19 protein-coding genes are annotated in these 20257 nt (G+C 49.9%); 13 read left to right on the plus strand and 6 right to left on the minus strand.

All coding sequences use genetic code 11. The features are described 5' to 3' along the window. Positions 1-121 precede the first annotated feature (121 nt). Complete coding sequence (gene cydH, locus OGY19_RS14695; protein ID WP_003029209.1) at positions 122-211, minus strand: cytochrome bd-I accessory subunit CydH; 90 nt, start codon at positions 209-211, stop codon at positions 122-124. 297 nt (positions 212-508) lie between these two features. On the opposite strand from cydH, the gene purR reads away from it, so the two are divergent. Next, entirely contained in the window at positions 509-1534 is a 1026-nt protein-coding gene (gene purR, locus OGY19_RS14700) for an HTH-type transcriptional repressor PurR (protein WP_048211766.1), read from the plus strand. Here the strand turns inward: purR and punR are convergent. Beyond that, positions 1531-2463 (minus strand): DNA-binding transcriptional activator PunR, encoded by a 933-nt coding sequence (gene punR / locus OGY19_RS14705; RefSeq protein ID WP_048211767.1) that lies wholly within the window; start codon positions 2461-2463, stop codon positions 1531-1533. The genes purR and punR overlap by 4 nt on opposite strands. Before the next feature lie 111 nt (positions 2464-2574). Between punR and punC the strand changes: the two genes are divergently transcribed. Together punC and cfa are read left to right on the plus strand one after the other, a co-directional pair. Then, a complete protein-coding gene (punC, locus tag OGY19_RS14710) occupies positions 2575-3780 on the plus strand; it encodes a purine nucleoside transporter PunC (protein ID WP_048211768.1) in 1206 nt (401 codons plus the stop codon). A 290-nt stretch (positions 3781-4070) separates the two neighbouring features. After that, positions 4071-5219, plus strand: coding sequence for a cyclopropane fatty acyl phospholipid synthase (gene cfa, locus OGY19_RS14715; protein ID WP_061067854.1), 1149 nt, complete (start codon positions 4071-4073; stop codon positions 5217-5219). 41 nt (positions 5220-5260) lie between these two features. Here the strand turns inward: cfa and OGY19_RS14720 are convergent, their stop codons facing one another. Then, on the minus strand, positions 5261-5908 hold the full coding sequence (locus tag OGY19_RS14720; RefSeq protein WP_061067853.1) for a riboflavin synthase: 648 nt from the start codon (positions 5906-5908) through the stop codon (positions 5261-5263). A gap of 217 nt (positions 5909-6125) precedes the next feature. Between OGY19_RS14720 and mdtK the strand changes: the two genes are divergently transcribed. Then, on the plus strand, positions 6126-7499 hold the full coding sequence (mdtK, locus tag OGY19_RS14725; RefSeq protein ID WP_115602089.1) for a multidrug efflux MATE transporter MdtK: 1374 nt from the start codon (positions 6126-6128) through the stop codon (positions 7497-7499). A gap of 19 nt (positions 7500-7518) precedes the next feature. On the opposite strand, the gene OGY19_RS14730 is transcribed toward mdtK, so the two are convergent. After that, positions 7519-8217, minus strand: a complete 699-nt coding sequence (locus OGY19_RS14730) for an RluA family pseudouridine synthase (RefSeq protein ID WP_048211772.1) — start codon at positions 8215-8217, stop codon at positions 7519-7521. A 308-nt stretch (positions 8218-8525) separates the two neighbouring features. Here OGY19_RS14730 and OGY19_RS14735 point away from each other — a divergent pair, with 308 nt between their 5' ends. The 5 genes from OGY19_RS14735 to OGY19_RS14755 all read left to right on the plus strand — a co-directional run bounded on the left by OGY19_RS14735 (position 8526) and on the right by OGY19_RS14755 (position 14339). Continuing rightward, positions 8526-9635 (plus strand): AI-2E family transporter, encoded by a 1110-nt coding sequence (locus OGY19_RS14735; RefSeq protein ID WP_061067851.1) that lies wholly within the window; start codon positions 8526-8528, stop codon positions 9633-9635. Between the two features lie 116 nt (positions 9636-9751). Beyond that, a complete protein-coding gene (locus OGY19_RS14740) occupies positions 9752-11536 on the plus strand; it encodes a diguanylate cyclase (RefSeq protein ID WP_061067850.1) in 1785 nt (594 codons plus the stop codon). A gap of 257 nt (positions 11537-11793) precedes the next feature. Continuing rightward, positions 11794-12798: a tryptophan--tRNA ligase gene (gene trpS / locus OGY19_RS14745; protein WP_048211775.1), complete on the plus strand. Its 1005-nt coding sequence runs from the start codon at positions 11794-11796 to the stop codon at positions 12796-12798. A 202-nt stretch (positions 12799-13000) separates the two neighbouring features. Next, the gene (locus tag OGY19_RS14750) at positions 13001-13738 is read left to right on the plus strand and encodes an SDR family oxidoreductase (protein ID WP_115602090.1); all 738 of its coding nucleotides are present in this window, start codon (positions 13001-13003) and stop codon (positions 13736-13738) included. Positions 13739-13856: 118 nt separating this feature from the next. Continuing rightward, positions 13857-14339: a glutathione peroxidase gene (locus OGY19_RS14755; protein WP_115602091.1), complete on the plus strand. Its 483-nt coding sequence runs from the start codon at positions 13857-13859 to the stop codon at positions 14337-14339. 246 nt (positions 14340-14585) lie between these two features. Here OGY19_RS14755 and OGY19_RS14760 read toward each other — a convergent pair whose 3' ends face one another. Continuing rightward, on the minus strand, positions 14586-16007 hold the full coding sequence (locus OGY19_RS14760; RefSeq protein WP_286596704.1) for a YeeR family protein: 1422 nt from the start codon (positions 16005-16007) through the stop codon (positions 14586-14588). A 696-nt stretch (positions 16008-16703) separates the two neighbouring features. Then, complete coding sequence (locus OGY19_RS14765) at positions 16704-17459, minus strand: DeoR/GlpR family DNA-binding transcription regulator (RefSeq protein WP_061067844.1); 756 nt, start codon at positions 17457-17459, stop codon at positions 16704-16706. 87 nt (positions 17460-17546) lie between these two features. Here OGY19_RS14765 and OGY19_RS14770 point away from each other — a divergent pair, with 87 nt between their 5' ends. From OGY19_RS14770 to fecR, 4 genes are all read left to right on the plus strand, one after another. Continuing rightward, complete coding sequence (locus OGY19_RS14770; RefSeq protein WP_040233800.1) at positions 17547-18131, plus strand: NUDIX hydrolase; 585 nt, start codon at positions 17547-17549, stop codon at positions 18129-18131. A gap of 10 nt (positions 18132-18141) precedes the next feature. Further along, entirely contained in the window at positions 18142-18501 is a 360-nt protein-coding gene (locus tag OGY19_RS14775) for a TIR domain-containing protein (protein ID WP_286596707.1), read from the plus strand. A gap of 230 nt (positions 18502-18731) precedes the next feature. Beyond that, complete coding sequence (gene fecI / locus OGY19_RS14780) at positions 18732-19253, plus strand: ferric citrate uptake sigma factor FecI (RefSeq protein WP_048211780.1); 522 nt, start codon at positions 18732-18734, stop codon at positions 19251-19253. Further along, positions 19250-20203 carry a ferric citrate uptake sigma factor regulator FecR gene (gene fecR, locus OGY19_RS14785; protein WP_286596709.1) on the plus strand — a complete coding sequence of 318 codons (954 nt, stop codon included), beginning with the start codon at positions 19250-19252 and terminating at the stop codon, positions 20201-20203. The genes fecI and fecR overlap by 4 nt, the downstream gene beginning before the upstream one ends. Positions 20204-20257 lie beyond the last annotated feature (54 nt).

Here is a 20257-nt window from a genome sequence, read left to right on the forward strand (position 1 = left end):
GACATTGATCGCAAAATTAATAAAGTTAACAAAACTGCAAAAGACTTTTGCTTATTTGCAAAAAATAGGACGGAAAAGGCAAGCAGAAAGGATGAGGGAGAGCGAACTCCCTCGGGGGAAATCAGTGCAGTGCTGCAGTCAGGCCACCCGCGACAATCAGGCCCAGAACAATTATGGTCGTTACTAACGAAAATTTCAGATCGGTGCTCATCAAGTTTTCTCCTTTTTATTCCCACACAAAAAGTGATATTGCGCATTTTTACACACTTGAAAGCAAAAATCTCTCACGATTTATATTGATAACTGCTTTTAACTCTTCCCCTTTTCGTTAAGATCAGACAAAATTCCACGCTTACTTGATTAGCGTACCGGCCATTGACCCCTTCCTGACGTTCCGTGTCGTTTTCCCGGCGTGCCGCAACCCTGACGTTGCGTTGAGGGTGTGTGAAGGCAAACGTTTACCTGGAGTATTCTCAGGAGCTTAGGATATGGTCTGGAGTGAGATGTAATGGCAACTATTAAAGATGTAGCGAAGCGAGCAAACGTTTCCACTACAACCGTATCACACGTAATTAACAAAACGCGCTTTGTCGCTGAAGAAACGCGCAACGCTGTTTGGGCAGCGATCAAAGAGCTGCACTACTCCCCTAGCGCAGTTGCACGTAGCCTGAAGGTGAATCACACCAAATCGATCGGTTTGTTGGCAACCAGCAGCGAAGCGGCATATTTCGCCGAAATTATCGAGGCCGTTGAGAAAAATTGTTTCCAGAAAGGCTACACCCTGATTTTGGGCAACGCCTGGAACAGTCTCGAAAAACAGCAGGCTTATCTGTCTATGATGGCGCAAAAGCGCGTAGATGGCTTGCTGGTAATGTGTTCAGAATATCCGGAATCACTGCTTTCCATGCTCGAAGAGTATCGCCATATTCCAATGGTGGTTATGGACTGGGGCGAAGCAAAAGCCGACTTTACCGATACCGTCATTGATAACGCTTTCGAAGGCGGTTACATGGCAGGCCGGTATCTGATTGAACGCGGTCATCGTGAGATCGGCGTGATCCCAGGACCTATGGAGCGTAATACCGGCGCAGGCCGCCTGGCTGGCTTCATGAAAGCGATGGAAGAAGCGCTGATTAAAGTGCCTGACAACTGGATTGTCCAGGGTGATTTTGAGCCTGAATCCGGCTACCGCGCTATGCAGCAAATCATCTCCCAGTCACATCGCCCAACCGCCGTATTCTGTGGTGGCGATATTATGGCGATGGGTGCGCTGTGTGCCGCAGATGAGATGGGACTGCGCGTGCCGCAGGATATCTCAGTTATCGGTTACGACAACGTGCGCAACGCCCGTTACTTCACCCCTGCGCTGACAACCATCCATCAGCCAAAAGATTCACTTGGTGAAACGGCCTTCAACATGCTGTTAGACCGAATCGTGAATAAACGTGAAGAATCGCAGTCCATCGAGGTACACCCACGCCTGGTAGAGCGTCGCTCCGTGGCCGACGGCCCGTTCCGCGATTACCGTCGTTAAGACTGTTGTGCGGGAGCCTCATCCGGCTCCCGCAGCCACTCCTTGTTCAGCGTTTCGCTATCCCCTAAATAGTCCAGCAGCCAGCTCAATGCCGGCGACGTATCGTTCTGTTGCCATGTCAGACAGCATGCGGCATCCGGGAACGGATTTTCCAGCTGTAACGCCACCCATTTTCCGCTATCGATCCACGGTTTGGCAAAATGCGTCGGTACCATCCCGACACAGAGTCCGGCTGACAAGCAGGTGGCCGATGATTCCCAGTCAGGCACCACGACGCGTTTTTGGTTGTCCAGTAGCCAGGTAATACGCTTTGGCAGCGTACGGGACGTGTCTTCGCGTACCAGCGATGGCCAGTTGCGCAACGTATCGTCACTGAGCGGTCCCGGCATTGCCGCCAACGGATGATGACTGGCCACCACGCAACTCCAGCTCAGCATTCCCATATCACGGAACGTATAGCGCCCCCCTACCGGAATGGCCTGCGTTGCTCCGATAGCTAACTCCACCCGACCATCTGAAAGCGCGTCCCAGACGCCGTTAAACACCTCCTGAAAGACCAGAAGTTCCACATCATCGAAATGGCGGTAGAAATCCACGATCATCTGGCGGGTACGATCCGGGCGGACAATGTTATCGACTGCAATCGCCAACTGCCCGCGCCAGCCGTTGGCAATTTGCTGACATTGCTGACGGGTGATCTGCATTTTTTTGATAACAGATCGGCCTTCTTTTAAAAACCACGCACCTGCAGGCGTTAATTCCACGTCCCGATGACGACGTTCAAAAAGTGGCACAGCCAGCCACTCTTCCAGTTGGCGCACTGTGTAGCTTACCGCCGAAGGTACGCGGTGCAACTCCTGCGCGGCCGAACTAAAGCTACCGTTACGCGCCACCGCATCAACCACCTCAAGTGAATATTCAGACCACATATTCTGCCTGCAAAAAATTTGAAATCAGTAAGCAAATATTAGCGTTTCACAGCGAGAATTACACTCACTACACTCAGCGGCAATGTTCTATTGCTAAAAAGAGAAACGATAATGCAACCGGGAAAAGGGTTTTTAGTCTGGCTGGCAGGTCTTAGCGTGCTGGGTTTTCTGGCAACGGATATGTATTTGCCCGCCTTTGCGGCTATTCAGTCCGATTTACAGACGCCCGCCTCTGCCGTGAGTGCCAGCCTTAGCTTGTTCTTAGCGGGATTTGCCGTCGCACAACTTTTGTGGGGGCCACTCTCTGACCACTATGGTCGCAAACCTATTTTGCTGCTGGGCTTATCCATCTTCGCGCTGGGCAGCCTGGGCATGTTGTGGGTAGAAAACGCCACCGGCTTACTGGTGCTACGCTTTATTCAGGCCGTTGGTGTCTGTGCGGCTTCGGTTATCTGGCAGGCGCTGGTTACCGATTATTATCCTTCACAAAAAGTAAACCGCATTTTTGCCACCATTATGCCGCTGGTTGGATTATCCCCTGCACTTGCACCGTTATTAGGCAGTTGGATCCTGGTACATTTTTCCTGGCAGGCCATTTTTGCTACCCTTTTTGCGATTACCCTGATCCTGATGCTGCCGGCCCTGCGCTTAAAACCAACGGCAAAAGCGCGCGACGACAGCCAGGATAAACTGACGTTCGCTACGCTGCTGCGCTCCAAAGCATACCGTGGAAATGTACTGATTTACGCAGCATGTTCTGCAAGTTTCTTCGCATGGCTGACGGGTTCACCATTTATCCTTAGCGAAATGGGCTATAGCCCGGCTGTGATTGGTCTGAGCTATGTCCCGCAAACTATTGCATTTTTGATCGGGGGTTACGGCTGCCGCGCGGCACTGCAAAAATGGCAGGGTCGCCAGCTTCTGCCATGGTTGCTTATCCTGTACGCCATTAGCGTTATCGGCACCTGGGCTACAGGCTTTATTCACCACGTTGCGTTGGCTGAAATCCTGATCCCATTCTGCGTGATGGCCATTGCGAACGGGGCAATCTACCCTATCGTTGTCGCTCAGGCGCTGCGCCCATTCCCTCAGGCAACAGGGCGCGCCGCTGCGTTGCAGAATACGCTGCAACTGGGGTTATGCTTCCTGGCAAGCCTGGTCGTTTCGTGGTTAATCAGCACGCCGCTGCTCACGACCACCAGCGTTATGCTGACGACAGTGTTGCTGGCCGCGTTAGGTTACAAAATGCAGTCACAGGCTGAGAACACATCCTTGCCGGATGAGAGCGCGCAAGTTGCACACGGTGAGTCACATTAATCATTGTTGCGGGCATTTAGTTAGCCCGCTAACAATTTTCGGTTGAATAGCCAAAAATTCAGGCCTATACTGATTTTCGGTTGTTAATAAAACGATAAGATTTATAGAGTAACGGGAACAAGCAGGTTCCCGTTCTTCCATGGATGGCCTTTTCGGCAAGGGTTCCTCCCTTCCTCTGTTCTACGTCGGATTATAGATTCGCGGATTAATTCCGTGAGATTTCTCACAAAGCCCAAAAAAGCGTCTACGCTGTTTTAAGGTTCTGATCACCGACCAGTGATGGAGAAGCTATGAGTTCATCATGTATAGAAGACGTCAGCGTACCGGATGATGACTGGTACCGAATCACCAATGAGCTATTGAGCCGTGCAGGCATTACTATTAATGGCCCGGCACCGGCAGATATTCGCGTTAAAAACCCCGACTTTTTCAAACGCGTGTTGCAGGAAGGGTCGTTGGGTTTAGGTGAAAGTTATATGGACGGCTGGTGGGAATGCGATCGGCTGGATATGTTTTTTAGCAAAGTCCTGCGTGCAGGTCTTGAAAGCCAACTTCCCCGCCACTTCAGAGATACGCTACGTATCGCAACGGCCCGTCTGTTTAATTTACAAACCAAAAAACGTGCGTGGGTCGTTGGCAAAGAACACTACGATCTTGGCAACGATCTCTTTAGCCGCATGCTTGATCCCTACATGCAATATTCCTGCGCCTACTGGAAAGATGCCGATACCCTGGAATCTGCCCAGCAGGCGAAGCTAAAAATGATTGCCGATAAATTGCAATTGAAACCAGGTATGCGCGTTCTCGATATTGGCTGCGGCTGGGGAGGCTTGTCCCAGTTCATGGCGTCACAATACGGGGTGAGCGTGACTGGCGTGACTATTTCAGCAGAACAGCAAAAAATGGCGCAGACGCGCTGTGAAGGGCTGGATGTCACGATTTTGCTGCAGGACTACCGTGACCTGAATGACCGGTTTGACCGTATCGTTTCCGTCGGTATGTTTGAGCATGTGGGGCCGAAAAACTACAACACCTATTTTGACGTTGTTGACCGTAATTTAAAGCAAGACGGTCTTTTTTTGCTGCATACCATCGGCTCTAAAAAAACCGACAATAATGTTGATCCGTGGATCAATAAATATATCTTCCCGAACGGCTGTTTACCGTCAGTTCGCCAGATAGCCAACGCCAGCGAGCCACATTTCGTGATGGAAGACTGGCATAACTTTGGTGCGGATTACGATACTACCCTGATGGCCTGGCACGAGCGTTTCATAACCGCCTGGCCAGAAATTGCCGCCAACTATAGTGAACGCTTTAAACGGATGTTCAGTTATTACCTGAATGCGTGTGCTGGCGCATTTCGCGCGCGCGACATCCAGCTGTGGCAGGTTGTGTTCTCTCGTGGCGTTGAACACGGGCTCCGCGTTCCCCGTTAGACAGCATAGCCCCCGAACTACCGGGGGCTTTTTATTCCGACTTAAACGCCCGCTTCGCCAGTAACGTTGCTCATAGCGCTTTCACGCGCGGCCAATACACGTTCAACCGTATCAACAACAGCCTGTGTTTGCGGGTCGATTTCGATATTGACTCGCGCACCCAGTTTTTTCTTGCCCAGCGTTGTACGTTCCAGGGTTTCCGGAATCAAATGCACGCAAAAGCGTGTCGGTGTGACTTCGCCAACCGTCAGGCTAATACCGTCAATACCGATAAATCCTTTGTACAGGATATATTTCATCAGCAACGGATCCTGAACTTTAAACCACACCTGGCGGTTGTTTTCTGAGGTCAGAATTTTCGATACCTCGGCGGTAGTCATAATATGGCCTGACATTAAATGTCCGCCAATTTCATCGCTGAATTTTGCTGCGCGCTCAACGTTGACCAAATCGCCGACCTTCAGGTCACCCAGATTGGTGATTCGCAGCGTCTCTTTCATCAGATCGAAGCTTATCTGGTTACCGTTAATTTCGGTCACTGTCAGACAACAGCCGTTGTGTGCTACCGATGCGCCGGTCTCCAGCCCATCCAACATGTATTCAGGTAACTCCACTACATGTGTGCGAAAATTCGGTTTTTCATCAATCGACACCAGTTTCGCGGTGCCCTGCACAATACCCGTAAACATACCTGTAACTCCTGAACTCAATTAAGACATCTCTGCTGTGCACAATAGCAGGTGGAAAATCAGGTTGCCAGCAATGCGCCGCTCCCGCCTATTTTTTCACTGGAGAAATACGGATTCCTCGCTACAATAGACTGAAATTCCCCCTGCATTTTCTCCTTGCTGCCATATAAGGCGGCTTTTTTAGTCTCTCAAATAACAACAATATAGTGGTGTACACGTGCAAAAGTATGTAAGTGAAGCGCGTCAGTTATTAGCTCTGGCAATTCCGGTGATTCTTGCGCAAATCGCTCAAACCGCAATGGGATTCGTCGATACCGTGATGGCCGGCGGATATAGCGCGACGGACATGGCAGCCGTTGCTATCGGTACGTCCATCTGGCTACCCGCAATTCTGTTTGGTCACGGGCTGTTGCTGGCTCTGACGCCAGTGATTGCGCAACTTAACGGTTCCGGGCGCCGCGATCGTATTGCTCATCAAATACGTCAGGGTTTCTGGCTGGCGGGGATCGTATCCGTTCTGATTATGATTGTGCTTTGGAATGCGGGATACATTATCCGCTCTATGCATAACATTGACCCTGCACTGGCCGACAAAGCCGTGGGATATCTGCGCGCGCTGCTATGGGGTGCGCCCGGATATTTGTTCTTCCAGGTTGCCCGTAATCAGTGCGAAGGCCTGGCCAAGACCAAACCGGCAATGGTAATGGGTTTTCTCGGCCTGCTGGTGAACATTCCGGTTAACTATGTTTTCATCTATGGCCATTTGGGTATGCCAGAACTGGGTGGCGTAGGCTGTGGTGTGGCAACGGCGGCGGTGTATTGGGTGATGTTTACCGCCATGCTTTCTTACGTAAAACACGCCCGATCAATGCGTGATATCCGTAATGAGCGTGGCTTCCAGAAACCTGACACCGCGGTGATGAAACGCCTGGTACAGCTGGGTTTGCCAATTGCGCTGGCATTATTTTTTGAAGTCACGCTGTTTGCCGTGGTGGCGCTGTTGGTCTCCCCGCTGGGGATTGTCGACGTGGCCGGACACCAGATCGCGCTGAACTTCAGCTCATTAATGTTTGTCCTGCCGATGTCTTTGGCGGCTGCCGTCACCATTCGTGTGGGATACCGCCTGGGTCAGGGATCAACGTTGGATGCACAGACCGCTGCCAGAACTGGCTTAGGTGTCGGCGTATGTATGGCGATGATGACCGCCATTTTCACCGTCACTTTGCGCGAGCACATCGCCCTGCTCTACAACAATAATCCTGAAGTTGTCACACTGGCTGCACAGCTGATGCTGCTGGCTGCCGTGTACCAGATTTCGGACTCCATTCAGGTTATTGGCAGCGGGATCCTGCGTGGTTATAAAGATACGCGTTCCATTTTCTTTATCACCTTCACGGCGTACTGGGTGCTGGGTTTGCCAAGTGGATATATTCTTGCGCTCACCGATCTGGTCGTCGACCGCATGGGGCCAGCGGGCTTCTGGATGGGCTTTATTATTGGCCTGACCTCTGCCGCGGTGCTGATGATGCTGCGGATGCGTTTTCTGCAACGCCAGCCGTCAGCCGTCATTCTGCAGCGTGCAGCACGATAACACCGTAATAGCCGCCGGATTAAAATGGGCTGGCATGGCAGACGTTGATTTGTTCATGGCTGATGGGATGTACCAGGCGCAGTTCGCTGGCGTGTAACATCAGCCGCGACGTCTGCTCCGTGCCAGGCCACTCGCGTCCACCATAAAGATCGCAGCCCCAGATCGGATGACCCAAATGCTGACAGTGAAGACGTAGCTGATGGGTTCGTCCGGTCTCCGGCATCAGTTGCACCCGTGTCAGGGGCAGTGACCGTCCATCCTTCAGTAGCTGATTGAAGCGCTCAATCACCCGAAAACGGGAACGCGCAGGTTTACCGCTAATAGCACTAATCGACATCAACGGAAACAGTGCTGGATCTTTGACAATGGCGGCATCAATCACACCGTCATCCTGTTTCAGGTGTCCACATAACAATGCGCTGTACACCTTAGTCACCGCGCGCTGGCTGAACTGCTGACAGAGCGCTGCATTGATCGCTTTATTGCGTGCAACGACCATCAGACCCGAAGTACCAAAATCAAGCCGATGTACCAGCGTGCAGCCCGGGTATATCTGTACCAGACGATAGTGAACCGAATCAAGATTTTGCGGATTTTTCCCCGACAGACTCAGCAACCCACTGGGTTTATTGATAAGCAGCAGATGTTCATCCTGGTAAAGGATTTCTATTTCGTCATGGCACGGCGGAGCAACAAAGGTATCGAGAATCGTAGACATCAGACAACCAGACTAAAAAGTGGGGATAGATCATACCGAATTTTCAACCGGCTGGCGAATCAACTCGCTTCATGGTGGACAGTAAACAACGGAGAATTTTTGGCTTTCCAGACACGTTGCCCCCTTTCTCGGCGAGTAGATAGATCATTCGCTCACCCCTTACGGAGACAGGAACACGCGGCAATTTTTTGCTCTGAGTTCACTGTTTGCTCATCAAGGCGGCGTTAAGCCGGAATCAACATCCACAGTTGGTAATTCTGCTGAACAGTTCTATAGTCGAGACTGCTTCTCAGTTACAGGATTCACTAATGCGATTTAACGGACTGACTAAAGGTTTCTTCATTTTCATTCTTGCCCTCGTGACCTGGGCGTTTTTCGACGTATTGTCCCCCTACTTCTCCGCAATCTTGTGGGCCGCAATTCTGACGACTATCTTTAATCCGGTAAAAAACAAACTGCGCAGTGCGCTTGGCGAACGTAACGGTCTGGCATCGTTAATCACTATTGGTATTATTTGCTTAATTGTCTTTATTCCTCTGATGGTGATCCTGTCATCGTTGGCAATAGAACTGAATGTGGTTTACACCAAGTTGCAGCAAAACGATACGCAGTTTCCGGAAGTGGTCAGTTCTATTCTTTCTTATCTTCCTGACTGGGCCAGAGGATTCCTCGCAGAACACAATCTGGATAATGTCGCGCAGATCCAGAAAAAACTCTCCGACATTGCGCTGCAGGGAGGACAGTACCTCGCAGGCAGTGCTTTCCTGATTGGTAAAGGGACCTTCGGCTTCGCCATCAGCTTTGGCATCATGCTGTACCTGCTATTTTTCCTGTTGAAGGATGGACCGTATCTGGTGCGTCAGATTCTGGATTCCTTACCGCTGTCTGATTTTGCCAAGCAGCACTTGTTTGCCAAATTCGTGGGTGTCACGCGGGCGACAGTCAAAGGCACGGCGGTTGTCGCTGTCGTGCAGGGCACGCTGGGCGGCATTGCTTTCGCCATTGTTGACATCGACGGCAGCGTTTTGTGGGGCGCACTAATGGCATTCCTCTCGTTGGTGCCAGCGGTTGGCTCGGCGATAGTCTGGGTCCCGGCGGCTATTTTCCTCTTTGCCACCCACCAACTGTGGCAAGGGCTGTTTATTGTCGGATTCTTCGTCATTATTGTCGGACTGGTGGACAATATCCTGCGCCCACTACTGGTAGGAAAAGACACCAAAATGCCGGACTACCTGATATTGATTACCACCCTCGGTGGGATGGAGATTTACGGTATCAATGGCTTTGTGATTGGCCCGCTAATCGCTGCACTGTTTTTGGCGAGCTGGAATCTGTTCTCCGGACGTGACCATGAGGGCAACGTAGAAGGTATCGATGAAGCCTTCATGGAAGAAGGAAAAAACCCTCCAGATTTATGATGGCATGACGATAACAAGGGGCGACCGCGGGTCGCCTTTTGTTTTCACGCAAAATCATACGTTTCCTATAATTTCAATCATGCTTATTCATTAATCGTCGCAGAAGGAACGAAAAAGTGCGAATAGCCACAATCACCAACTGGGCCTACAGTGCGACGGTATGCCTGACCATTGCCTCCGGCGTTGTTATGCTGATGGCATCCGGAGCAGACAATACTGAACGTCAGGTGGTAGAGCAGCGGTATAAATTTGATCAGCTAACCGAAGAGGTGGAACTCGATGCCTGGTCATTGTCAGATTTAGCTCGCGAGTACGTGATCGCCAAAGATCCAGAAGCACTGAATGCCTATCGCCAAAAGGCGTCATCACTAAAAGCGATTGAGCTGCGGTTAACAAAATTAAAAGACTTCGGCGCGACAGGTGAAGAGCTGGCGCTGCTGCATGAAGGATTACAAATTGTCGATGCGCTGCAGGAAGAGCAAGCAGCCGCGCTCGCCAGTATGGCCCGCGGAGAAACGTCACAGGCAATCGCCCTGCTCTACGGCAAAGCCTATGAACAGGAACTGGAACGGGCGCAGGTGCGGATAGATCATTTCCGGCAGTTGCTCGATAACCGTGTACGTAACAGCATTGACGATGCCACCAGGACTTCCCGCATACTGCGTACGCTCTCCGAAGTTATGGTCGGTTTAACCGCGCTGCTGTTTTTGTTTGTCCTCGGCTTTATTTTGAAACGCCGCGTACTGCGTCCGGTTGTGCGTCTGAGCGACGTGGTTCACCGTCTCGCATCGCAGGATTATGCCGTAGAAACGCCTAACTTTAATCAGATTGACGAGATTGGCGATATGGCGCAAGCCATTCGCATCTTTCGTGAGAACGGCCTGGTGCGGCAGCGGCTGGAGAAAGAGCGGGACGCCGACTGGGCGATCCGTGAACTGTTGGCTCGTATGACCCAGCGTTTACAGGGCTGCGAAAACTTTGCCGATGTTATCAATGTTGCGCAGCTTTTTGCCCCGAACATTGCCCCTGGCGTTGCCGGACGGCTCTACATTCTTGATCGGCAAGCCTGGCACATGCGCTGTGCCGCCGAGTGGCTTTCGCCGCAAGGCAAAACAGACCCTTTCCATCTGGATGACTGCTGGGCAGTGCGCCGTGGGCAAAGTCATCCTCCCGTGCAAGGTGAGCCTGATATCGCCTGCTACCACCTGCCTGAGTCGTGTCAGGATCATACCCTGTGCGTACCGTTGATCGCCCAGGGGGAAGCCATCGGCCTGCTCTCATTCCAGAATCTCAGTGACAATTCCGCCCCTTCCCGTGCTTATCTGGAGCTGATGGCCGAGGCACTTGGACTGGCATTAGCCAACCAACGTCTGCGCGATGCATTACTGGAAAAAGCGCTTTACGACCCACTGACCGGTCTGCGCAATCGCCATCACCTTGAAGACACTCTGCGCACCCAAATGAGTCAGGCTGTCCACAACCAGGAACCGATCAGTTGCCTGATGATCGATATCGATCACTTCAAAAACATCAACGACCGATTTGGTCATGAGGCAGGTGATGGGGTGATAAAAAGTATCGCAGCAATTATTCAGCGCGTTGTTCACGACCACGGAATGGCCTTCCGCTACGGTGGTGAAGAGTTTCTGGTTCTGCTTGCCGGTATGGATGAAGAAGCGGCCAATCGCTTTGCGACGGACATTTACAACGGGGTACGCGAGTTGACGCTCAGCTTTGGCGTCTCTGACATCGGTCATGTTGATGTGTCTATTGGTGTCGCCAGCTACCCGCAGCACGCCCAGAGCGATAACCTGTTACGTGCCGCGGATGTCGCGCTGTATCGCGCAAAAGAGCTGGGGCGTTCGCGTATAGTGAGCTTTGGGATGCTGGAAGCGAGCTAAAAAGCGGTGCGTAAGCCCAGACGGGTACTTCCTAAAATATCCCCCCGAGCGGGCGGAGCATTACTTTACCTCTACCCCTGGTAGTGATATGTTGACCCGATGAATATAAAACACGATTGCAACGGTTTTAACCACAAGCGTTGGTGGCTGCCTTCTTAAAGGCGGTCAGAATGTGTTTATCCATTTTTAAATAACCGCCGAAAGGCGGTTATTTGCATTTTGAGACCCCTTTCGGTTTTATGCTTAAGGAGTCTTCTATGAACAACAAATCCATCATCCTTACCGGCGACCGCCCTACTGGGCCACTGCATCTTGGCCACTATGTCGGTTCCCTGCGCCAACGCGCGATACTGCAACACGACTATCAGCAGTTTGTTCTGGTCGCAGACCTGCAAGGTCTGACCGATAACGGCAGCGATCCACAAAAGATCCAAAATAACATACCCGAAGTGTTGGCCGATTATCTCGCTGCAGGTATTGATCCCTCACTCACCACCCTTTGTTTACAATCAGCACTACCTGCCCTTGCCGAACTCACCGCGCTGTATATGAATATCGTTACCGTGGCTCGCGTCGAGCGTAACCCAACGGTCAAAAATGAAATTGCGCAAAAAGGTTTCGCCCGTTCGCTTCCGGTCGGTTTCCTGGTTTACCCCATCAGCCAGGCAGCAGATATTACGGCGTTCAAAGCCAGCCTGGTGCCCGTCGGCGACGATCAGTTGCCGATGATCGAACAGACTAATGAAATCGTGCATAAGATGAATAGCCTGTTACCGACCCCCGTTCTGCATCACTGTAAAGCTATGTTAAGCGAAACCAGCCGTCTTCCTGGTATTGACGGCAACGCCAAGATGTCGAAATCACTCGGTAATACGCTGCTCCTGTCGGCAAGTGAAGAGACTATCCATCGCGCCGTCAGCGCAATGTACACTGATCCTAACCACCTAAAAGTGTCCGATCCGGGGCAAATTGAGGGTAATGTCGTGTTCACCTATCTGGATGCTTTTCACCCGGATAAGGCCAAAGTCGCAGAAATGAAAGTGAATTATCAGCAAGGAGGATTGGGTGATCGGGCATGCAAAAATGAGCTGGAGATGTGCCTGCAAGAACTCATCGCGCCCATGCGTGAGCGTCGGGCAACCTATATTCAGGATAAAGGTATGCTGATGGCGATGCTTAAAAAAGGCAGCGCGCAGGCCTACGACATCACACAGCAAACGCTAAGAGAAGTAAAACAAGGATTGGGATTGTCGGTATTTTAATCTTGATTGACGTCCCATCATGCATCCCCCCGTCGGTGTGCATTTTGCTTAAATCTGAGCTGAGCCCATTTTGAGAACGATATAACGCATGCAAACCGCTATTTATATCCCGCCGTAAATGGCACTAACGGGAAGATGTGACCCCGTATCACCATGCTATATATCCAGCGACACAAACTCATCACGAAAGGGAAGCATCGTTATGTTGAAAGGTAAAAGAGCCGTTATCACCGGCGGCGGAGGAGGATTTGGTCAGGCGTTGTGCGTTTGGTTGGCTCGAGAAGGCGTCAACGTGGATTTTTCTGCCCGGCGGGTTGAGGATATTCACAAAACCTGCAGCATCATCGCCGCTGAAGGTGGTGTTGCAAAAGGGTATCTGTGTGATTTAACCCAGCCTGAATCTATTTCTCAGTTTGCTTCACAACTCTTAGATATAGACAGGTCCATCGACATTCTAATCCTCAATGCTGCTCAGTGGTTATCAGGGACTATAGACGAACAACCGGACTCAGAAATCTACAATACCGTCAGCTCAGGCCTGACAGGTTCAATTCTACTAACACAGGCATTGCTTCCAGGATTAAGGCGCTCAGACAGTGCTGACATTGTTTCGATTATATCTGTATGCGGCATTCCGAATTTTACGGATTCAATTGCCCATCCCGCTTTTTTTGCCAGTAAACACGGGATGAGTGGTTTTACAACTAAACTGTCGGAACAGTTATCCAAAGAAAATATACGGGTAACCGGGTTATACCCACCGGATTTTGAATTGACCGGGTTAGATCCTCTTGTCGACACTCAATCCAGAATGGGAGAACATCTAATGAATGGGCGTTCTGTCTGGGAAACAATTCATTTTGTGCTGACTCAACCGCGTAGTTGCCATATTAGTACCCTTTACTTTCAAGGACCCACTCGCGAAGATTTGGAGCATTAGGGACTGAATCTGGCAGCACTAAACCGAGCGGACTCACCTCCGCTCCTAACTTGCCCCGGCAGCACCATGCTGTATGGCTATGCCGATGTCTGACAGGTCCTGCTCTGAGGAGTTCGCTATGACCACCTTTTATCAACTAACAGCCACCAGCCTGGACGGCCAGCGTATCCCTATGGCTGACTATGCTGGCAAGCTGGTTCTGGTGGTAAATACCGCCAGCCATTGTGGCTTCACGCCACAATATGCAGGTCTGGAAACGCTTTACAAAAAGTATGCAGCTCGCGGACTGGTAGTGCTTGGTTTTCCCTGCAACCAGTTCGGTAAGCAGGAACCCGGCGACGCCGACGAAATCGCGCAGACCTGCCACATCAACTACGGTGTAAGCTTCCCAATGTTTGATAAAGTGGAGGTTAACGGCGCCGCTACGCATCCGGTATTTCGTTATCTAAAAGACGAGTTGCCCGGCATGCTGGGGGGACGGATAAAATGGAATTTCACAAAATTCCTGATCGGACGCGATGGCAAGCCGCTAAAGCGTTTTGCGCCGTTCACTACCCCGGAGAAAATGGAAACCATCATCCTTGCTGCACTTGAAATCTAGGTATTATTGTCATTTGAACCTGGTGCCAGGAGCGGACATTGCTAGTGTCAGCCTATGAGAATCGACAGGGAGCAGGTCAGGTGGGCTCTGTCACCAAAGATTGCTTTCAGTTGGTTCATGTTCCGATTCCCAAACCTAATGAGGCAAAAAATTCATTTATATTAAACGAATTAATATCCTATTCAGGAATGATATGGACGTAATGTGATGTATTAGCTCATACTTGAGCTAATACACACTGAATAATTAATCTGCTACAAGGGTATCTATAATTTTTGCGGTTTTTTGTAATAGTTGAGCATCAGTAGGTAGAGAAATAACATTCCTATTCTTAGCAATATTTATAATCATTGGTTCAAATTCATTTTTTGCAAACAACGGGCGGTCAGAAGATGCATACATATCTCGCAAAAAATCTGGTACGTCCTTCTCTTTAAATCCATCAATAACTGACTTTGCCTCTTGCTCACTTAACAGATAATTAAAAGCAAGTTCACCAAATGCTTCTTCAACTATTTTAAGCATTTCTTTAGCATCGTCCTCAATAAACTCATCGAGAATAGCTGAAACAGCAGCATTTGCAGCCGTACCACCGGCAAACGCACCTAATAACCCCCCGATGATTCCGCCTGCAGCCGTGCCAACGAAAGGAATAAGTGAACCCAATGCGGCTCCTCCAGCAGCACCTGCCATCCAGCCACCTGTTCCGCCAGCAACTCCAGATGCAGTAGCAGTAACATTCTTGAATAATTGAGCGCCTGAGCATCGGCCCTGAAACATTCGAACAAAATCTACGGAAGATATAACCAGAGTTGTGACAACGCCTGTGACGATATTCCCGCGCAAAAGTTTACTAACGTGGTTCATCGCAGCGGCACCATATATCGCATTACCTGATCGTAAACCATTTGCAATCCATGCGGCAGCTTTAGGCCCCATTTGCTGAACGATCCAATCTGTAGCGCCACGTAAACTTTGTTCTATACCTGTTCTGCCAAGTTGAGCAGTAATGATGCTACTAACCCAGGCTACACCACCCACTTTTAATCCAGCATAGCAAGATGATTCAAGAGCTTTATCCCAGTCTTCGCCATTCCATAGAGCGACAGCGAATGAAACAGCCGCAGAGATTCCCATTGCAGTACCAGCCAACTTAATGCCGTTTATTGCATCATAAGTTAAGCTTTCAATAGTACCAAATTTAGCAATATTCCTTACTTGTTCATATGTGAAGGAACCTTTCCTGACAATATCTTTCGCTAATTCTGGATCTTTTACACCTGGCACCTGATCATTTTTTATTCTATGCTCCATTGCCTTCACCGCATCATCATATTTATCTGACGGTACTTCTATTTGCATAGGGGTACCATCAGTGTTTAAGTAGCGGAAAGTTCCATTTTCAAAACATTCACTGATACATTTTGAGCCTGAATTACAATATTTTGTTTGTATGTGAATGCCATCCACCAGTCTGTCAGCGCCATTTTTGACATTGTCACCGCCAACAATCTTTGCATTTTTTCCTGACATCACATCCTTAAGGTGATTCGCTTTTTCAGCAGCAAATCCATGACCTCTGGTTGCCCCAAGGACTACATTGTCTGCGTAATTTTCAGAGCTGCCAATTATACCAGCGGTTGTTCCGACAATATTTTTCTCATTCATGAGGTATATATCCAATCTCAGGCAATAGACATTATATTTACTTGGTTATCGGCATATACATATCACTCTTTAGGAGCTTTACTCAAAAATATCAGCCGTTGTCGGGTTGATAGTGGCATTAATGGTCCCCAACATACTGTAAAGCATAGTTTTTATTGAGATGTATCGTACTCATCTTGGTGTACAGCCTGAGGGGTAATTTAATTATGGATGGGAATGTAAGTATCCTGCATGATCATACCATTCTCCTTTAGAGGGCCTCTGGCATGTGAGTTAGCCACTGAAGTTATTGCGCTACTTGATGAGCTGCAAAAAGCAGCATTTCCTTCATATCTCAACTGGTATAGGGAACATCTTCCAGACTGGTTAGATGATGTAGCTAAAATATTATGGATGACCAATAGCTATTAAGCGTGCAGCCCGTTATAGGAAAAGATGTCCGCTTCTCGCTCAAAGCGGTCGCTAGTCCTACCCCATCCCCAACTAATGCCATAGTCAGTAAGATCCTTACCAAAGATCCCCTATTCATTGCCCTTTCCCTCCGACTTTACAAATATGTGCCATCTCACGAACAAACGATGGAAAGCGTGATTTTTACAGTGCTGGGCTATCTGCGACAGTTGCTGAACGGCCAGAGTGTACTGGCGTGGCTGTATCTGTTTTTTATGCGATTTCTCATGTTCGATTAACAGAGAATCACGCTTTGATAATGGTGATGCCCTTTCCTTCAATACTCCTTAACCAATTATCATCGGTTTCACTATCAACCACGATAGTATTGATTAGCCCTACCTCACCGATGACAAACGATGACGCAGCGTTGACCTTCTCCGGTGACACCAGTACGACCGTTTCCGCCGCTCTGCCGGAAAATGCACGTTTGATGCACGCTTCTTCATAATCACCCGTGGTTAATCCCGCTTCAGGATGAATACCCGTTACCCCCATGAAGAAAATATCCGCATGAATATTGCCGATGCCTTCAATAGCGGCCGCCCCTACACTGACAATGGAGTGCTTGTACAGTCGGCCACCGATCAAAATAACGTCAACCTCGGGTTTATCGACCAACCCCAGTGCAATGCTGGGACTGTGTGTCACCACGGTAATATGCAGATCGTCCGGCAGACAGGCAATCAGCTCTGATGTGGTCGTGCCGCCATCCACAATAACAACTTGTCCCGAAGAAATGAGTTCAGTGCCTTTGCGCGCGATCTTCATTTTCACATCTGTTTTTAATGATTTACGCTCGGAAAATGTCGCAACAGCTGAAGACGATGGCAAAGCACCACCATGAACGCGCTGCAATCGCCCTTCTGCGGCAAGCTCACGTAAATCCCGTCGAATGGTGTCTTCTGAAACGCCAAATCGATCACTCAGATTTTTCGATTGGACCTGCCCTTCAACCTGCAGTTGTTCAAGAATAAGGTGTTTACGTTGATGAGCGAGCATGTGACCGTTCCTGTTTATGCATGTTTATACTTGTATTTGCACGATGATGCTGATTATGATGTCAACTCTACGGATCAAGGAGTCTTCATGCAACCTAAGCGTGCAGAAATACGCATCGTCGATAACCTAACATTATCCGATGACTGGTATTGTTTAAAAAAATACACTTTTGATATTCAACGAAGAAACGGTGATTGGCAGCGCCAAAGTCGTGAAGTTTACGATCGCGGCAACGGAGCCACGATTCTGCTCTATAACCGTGACAGGAAAACAGTGATCTTAACTCGTCAGTTTCGTTTTCCGGTATTTATAAATGGTCACGATGGCTATCTCATTGAAACAGCAGCAGGTCTTCTTGACAACATGGCTCCTGAAAAACGGATCAAAGCCGAAGTTGAAGAAGAAACCGGTTTTCGTGTATCCAGCGTACAGAAGGTTTTCGAGGCGTACATGAGCCCAGGCTCGGTCACGGAGAAGCTCTATTTTTACATCGCGGAATATGATGCTGCCGACAAGACAGGTGCCGGTGGTGGAATTGCGGCTGAAGGAGAAGATATCGAAGTGCTTGAGTGGCCGCTTGCAAGCGCACTTGCCGCAATTGAAAGTGGTCTTATCGTCGATGGCAAAACCATTATGTTGCTTTATCACATCGCGCTGAAAAACATTCTATGAGGTTCTCTTTGTGAAACAACTTATTCTCATTGCTGGCCCCTACCGTAGCGGTACGGATGGAAAACAAAATCTTATCGATGCGAATCTTGCTCGCCTGGAAGATGCAGCGTTAGCGGTATATCAAAGAGGACACATTCCTGTAATTGGCGAATGGCTGGCACTACCACTGGCAAAATCTGCCGGTTCTGCGGCTATTGACGATGAAATCGGCGAATCTATGATCTACCCCGTTGCCCATCGACTTATCACCAAATGTGATGCGATTTACCGTATTAAAGGCGCTTCTAAAGGTGCTGATATGGACATCAATGTCGCACATAAGCATGGACTCACCGTTTATTTCCGCCTTGAAGACATCCCGTTGGCGTAATTTTATTGTGCTATTGCCTGCGAATGTGCAGGCAATTAAACCATCGCCAATGGGATCTATGACTCTCAGGAAAGATGGGGAGCGCAAGCGCGGGCAATAAGGGATGCTATTAATGCCAAAATCATAACCCCTTTAAAATGTCATTTTTATCTCATTTCATTTCCAATTGTAATGATAACCATTCTCATGTTAATGTAGCCGCGTGATAATTAACTTTTGATGCAATCCGCATGTCTGACCGCGCCACTACTACCGCTTGCTTCACGTTCGAGTCGCTTTATGGCACACATCACGGCTGGCTGAAAAGCTGGCTGACGCGCAAGCTCCAGTCTGCCTTTGATGCTGATGATATTGCCCAGGACACATTTTTACGGGTAATGGGCAGTGACTCGCTCAAGACTGTCCGCGACCCTCGTTCCTTCCTGTGCACTATCGCCAAACGGGTAATGGTCGACCTGTTTCGCCGAAACGCGCTGGAAAAAGCCTATCTGGAGATGCTGGCGCTGATGCCGGAAAATCTCGCGCCTTCGCCCGAGGAACGTGAGAGCCAGCTCGAAACCCTGCAACTCATCGACAGCATGCTTGACGGCCTGAACGGAAACACACGCGAAGCGTTTTTGCTTTCGCAACTGGAGGGGCTCAAATACAGCGAGATCGCGCTTAAGCTCGGCGTCTCCGTCAGCTCGGTGAAAAAGTATGTGGCAAAGGCTATCGAACATTGTCTGCTGTTTCGTCTGGAGCACGGCCTGTGAACGCTGCTATCACCGATTCTCGCCGTCAGGCTTTGCGCTCAGCATCACACTGGTATGCCGTATTGAGCGGCGAGCGTGTCAGCCCACAGCAGGAAGCGCGCTGGCAACAATGGTATGAAGAGGACAAAGATCATCAGTGGGCCTGGCAACAGGTTGAAAACCTGCGCAGCCAGCTCAGCAGCGTTCCGGGCGATGTCGCCAGCCGGGCGCTGCACGATACGCGCCTAACTCGTCGTCACGTCATGAAAGGGTTGTTGCTACTGCTTGGCGTGGGTAGCGGCTGGCAGCTCTGGCAATCTGAGGCCGGAGAAGGTCTACGTGCCGACTACCGCACCGCTAAAGGCGTGGTCAGCCATCAGCGGCTGGATGATGGCTCACTGCTGACGCTCAACACACAAAGCGCCGCTGATGTTCGTTTTGATACGCATCAGCGCGCTGTCCACCTCTGGTATGGCGAAATTGCGATTACCACCGCAAAAGATGCGCAGCAGAGGCCTTTCCGCGTGGTGACCCGCCAGGGCCAGCTCACCGCATTAGGCACAGAATTTACCGTCTACCAGCAGGACAACGTCACGCGTGTTACCGTTCAACAGCATGCGGTTGAAGTCTTACTGGCAAACCGCCCGCAGGAAAAACGCATCGTCAACGCTGGCGAGAGCCTGCAGTTTAGCGCGTCTGAATTTGGTGCAATCGCCTCAGCGGATGATGAAAGCGCAACCTGGACACAGGGTGTTCTGAGTTTCAGCGATAAACCGCTGGGAGAGGTCATTGCCACACTGAGCCGTTATCGCAACGGCGTGCTGCGTTGCGATCCGGCAGTGGCCGGGCTGCGCCTGAGTGGCACGTTCCCGCTGAAAAATACCGATGCGATTCTGGATGTTATTACCCAGACACTTCCAGTTAAAATTCAGACTGTTACGCGATACTGGGTAAATATTTCGGCACTGTAAGAAAAATAATTCTCATTTTCATTGTCCTTTTTCCCCTTCTCATTCGACTCATAG

Origin of the sequence: Citrobacter sp. Cy070, from assembly GCF_030332245.1 — a bacterium.
Taxonomy (GTDB): Bacteria; Pseudomonadota; Gammaproteobacteria; order Enterobacterales; family Enterobacteriaceae; genus Citrobacter; species Citrobacter youngae.

Excerpts from the sequence above, each read along its gene's own strand:
- cydH (WP_003029209.1), bottom strand. The coding sequence starts at position 211 with ATGAGCACCGATCTGAAATTTTCGTTAGTAACGACCATAATTGTTCTG.
- purR (WP_048211766.1), top strand. The coding sequence starts at position 509 with ATGGCAACTATTAAAGATGTAGCGAAGCGAGCAAACGTTTCCACTACA.
- punR (WP_048211767.1), bottom strand. The coding sequence starts at position 2,463 with ATGTGGTCTGAATATTCACTTGAGGTGGTTGATGCGGTGGCGCGTAAC.
- punC (WP_048211768.1), top strand. The coding sequence starts at position 2,575 with ATGCAACCGGGAAAAGGGTTTTTAGTCTGGCTGGCAGGTCTTAGCGTG.
- cfa (WP_061067854.1), top strand. The coding sequence starts at position 4,071 with ATGAGTTCATCATGTATAGAAGACGTCAGCGTACCGGATGATGACTGG.
- OGY19_RS14720 (WP_061067853.1), bottom strand. The coding sequence starts at position 5,908 with ATGTTTACGGGTATTGTGCAGGGCACCGCGAAACTGGTGTCGATTGAT.
- OGY19_RS14730 (WP_048211772.1), bottom strand. The coding sequence starts at position 8,217 with ATGTCTACGATTCTCGATACCTTTGTTGCTCCGCCGTGCCATGACGAA.
- OGY19_RS14735 (WP_061067851.1), top strand. The coding sequence starts at position 8,526 with ATGCGATTTAACGGACTGACTAAAGGTTTCTTCATTTTCATTCTTGCC.
- trpS (WP_048211775.1), top strand. The coding sequence starts at position 11,794 with ATGAACAACAAATCCATCATCCTTACCGGCGACCGCCCTACTGGGCCA.
- OGY19_RS14750 (WP_115602090.1), top strand. The coding sequence starts at position 13,001 with ATGTTGAAAGGTAAAAGAGCCGTTATCACCGGCGGCGGAGGAGGATTT.
- OGY19_RS14755 (WP_115602091.1), top strand. The coding sequence starts at position 13,857 with ATGACCACCTTTTATCAACTAACAGCCACCAGCCTGGACGGCCAGCGT.
- OGY19_RS14760 (WP_286596704.1), bottom strand. The coding sequence starts at position 16,007 with ATGAATGAGAAAAATATTGTCGGAACAACCGCTGGTATAATTGGCAGC.
- OGY19_RS14765 (WP_061067844.1), bottom strand. The coding sequence starts at position 17,459 with ATGCTCGCTCATCAACGTAAACACCTTATTCTTGAACAACTGCAGGTT.
- OGY19_RS14770 (WP_040233800.1), top strand. The coding sequence starts at position 17,547 with ATGCAACCTAAGCGTGCAGAAATACGCATCGTCGATAACCTAACATTA.
- fecI (WP_048211780.1), top strand. The coding sequence starts at position 18,732 with ATGTCTGACCGCGCCACTACTACCGCTTGCTTCACGTTCGAGTCGCTT.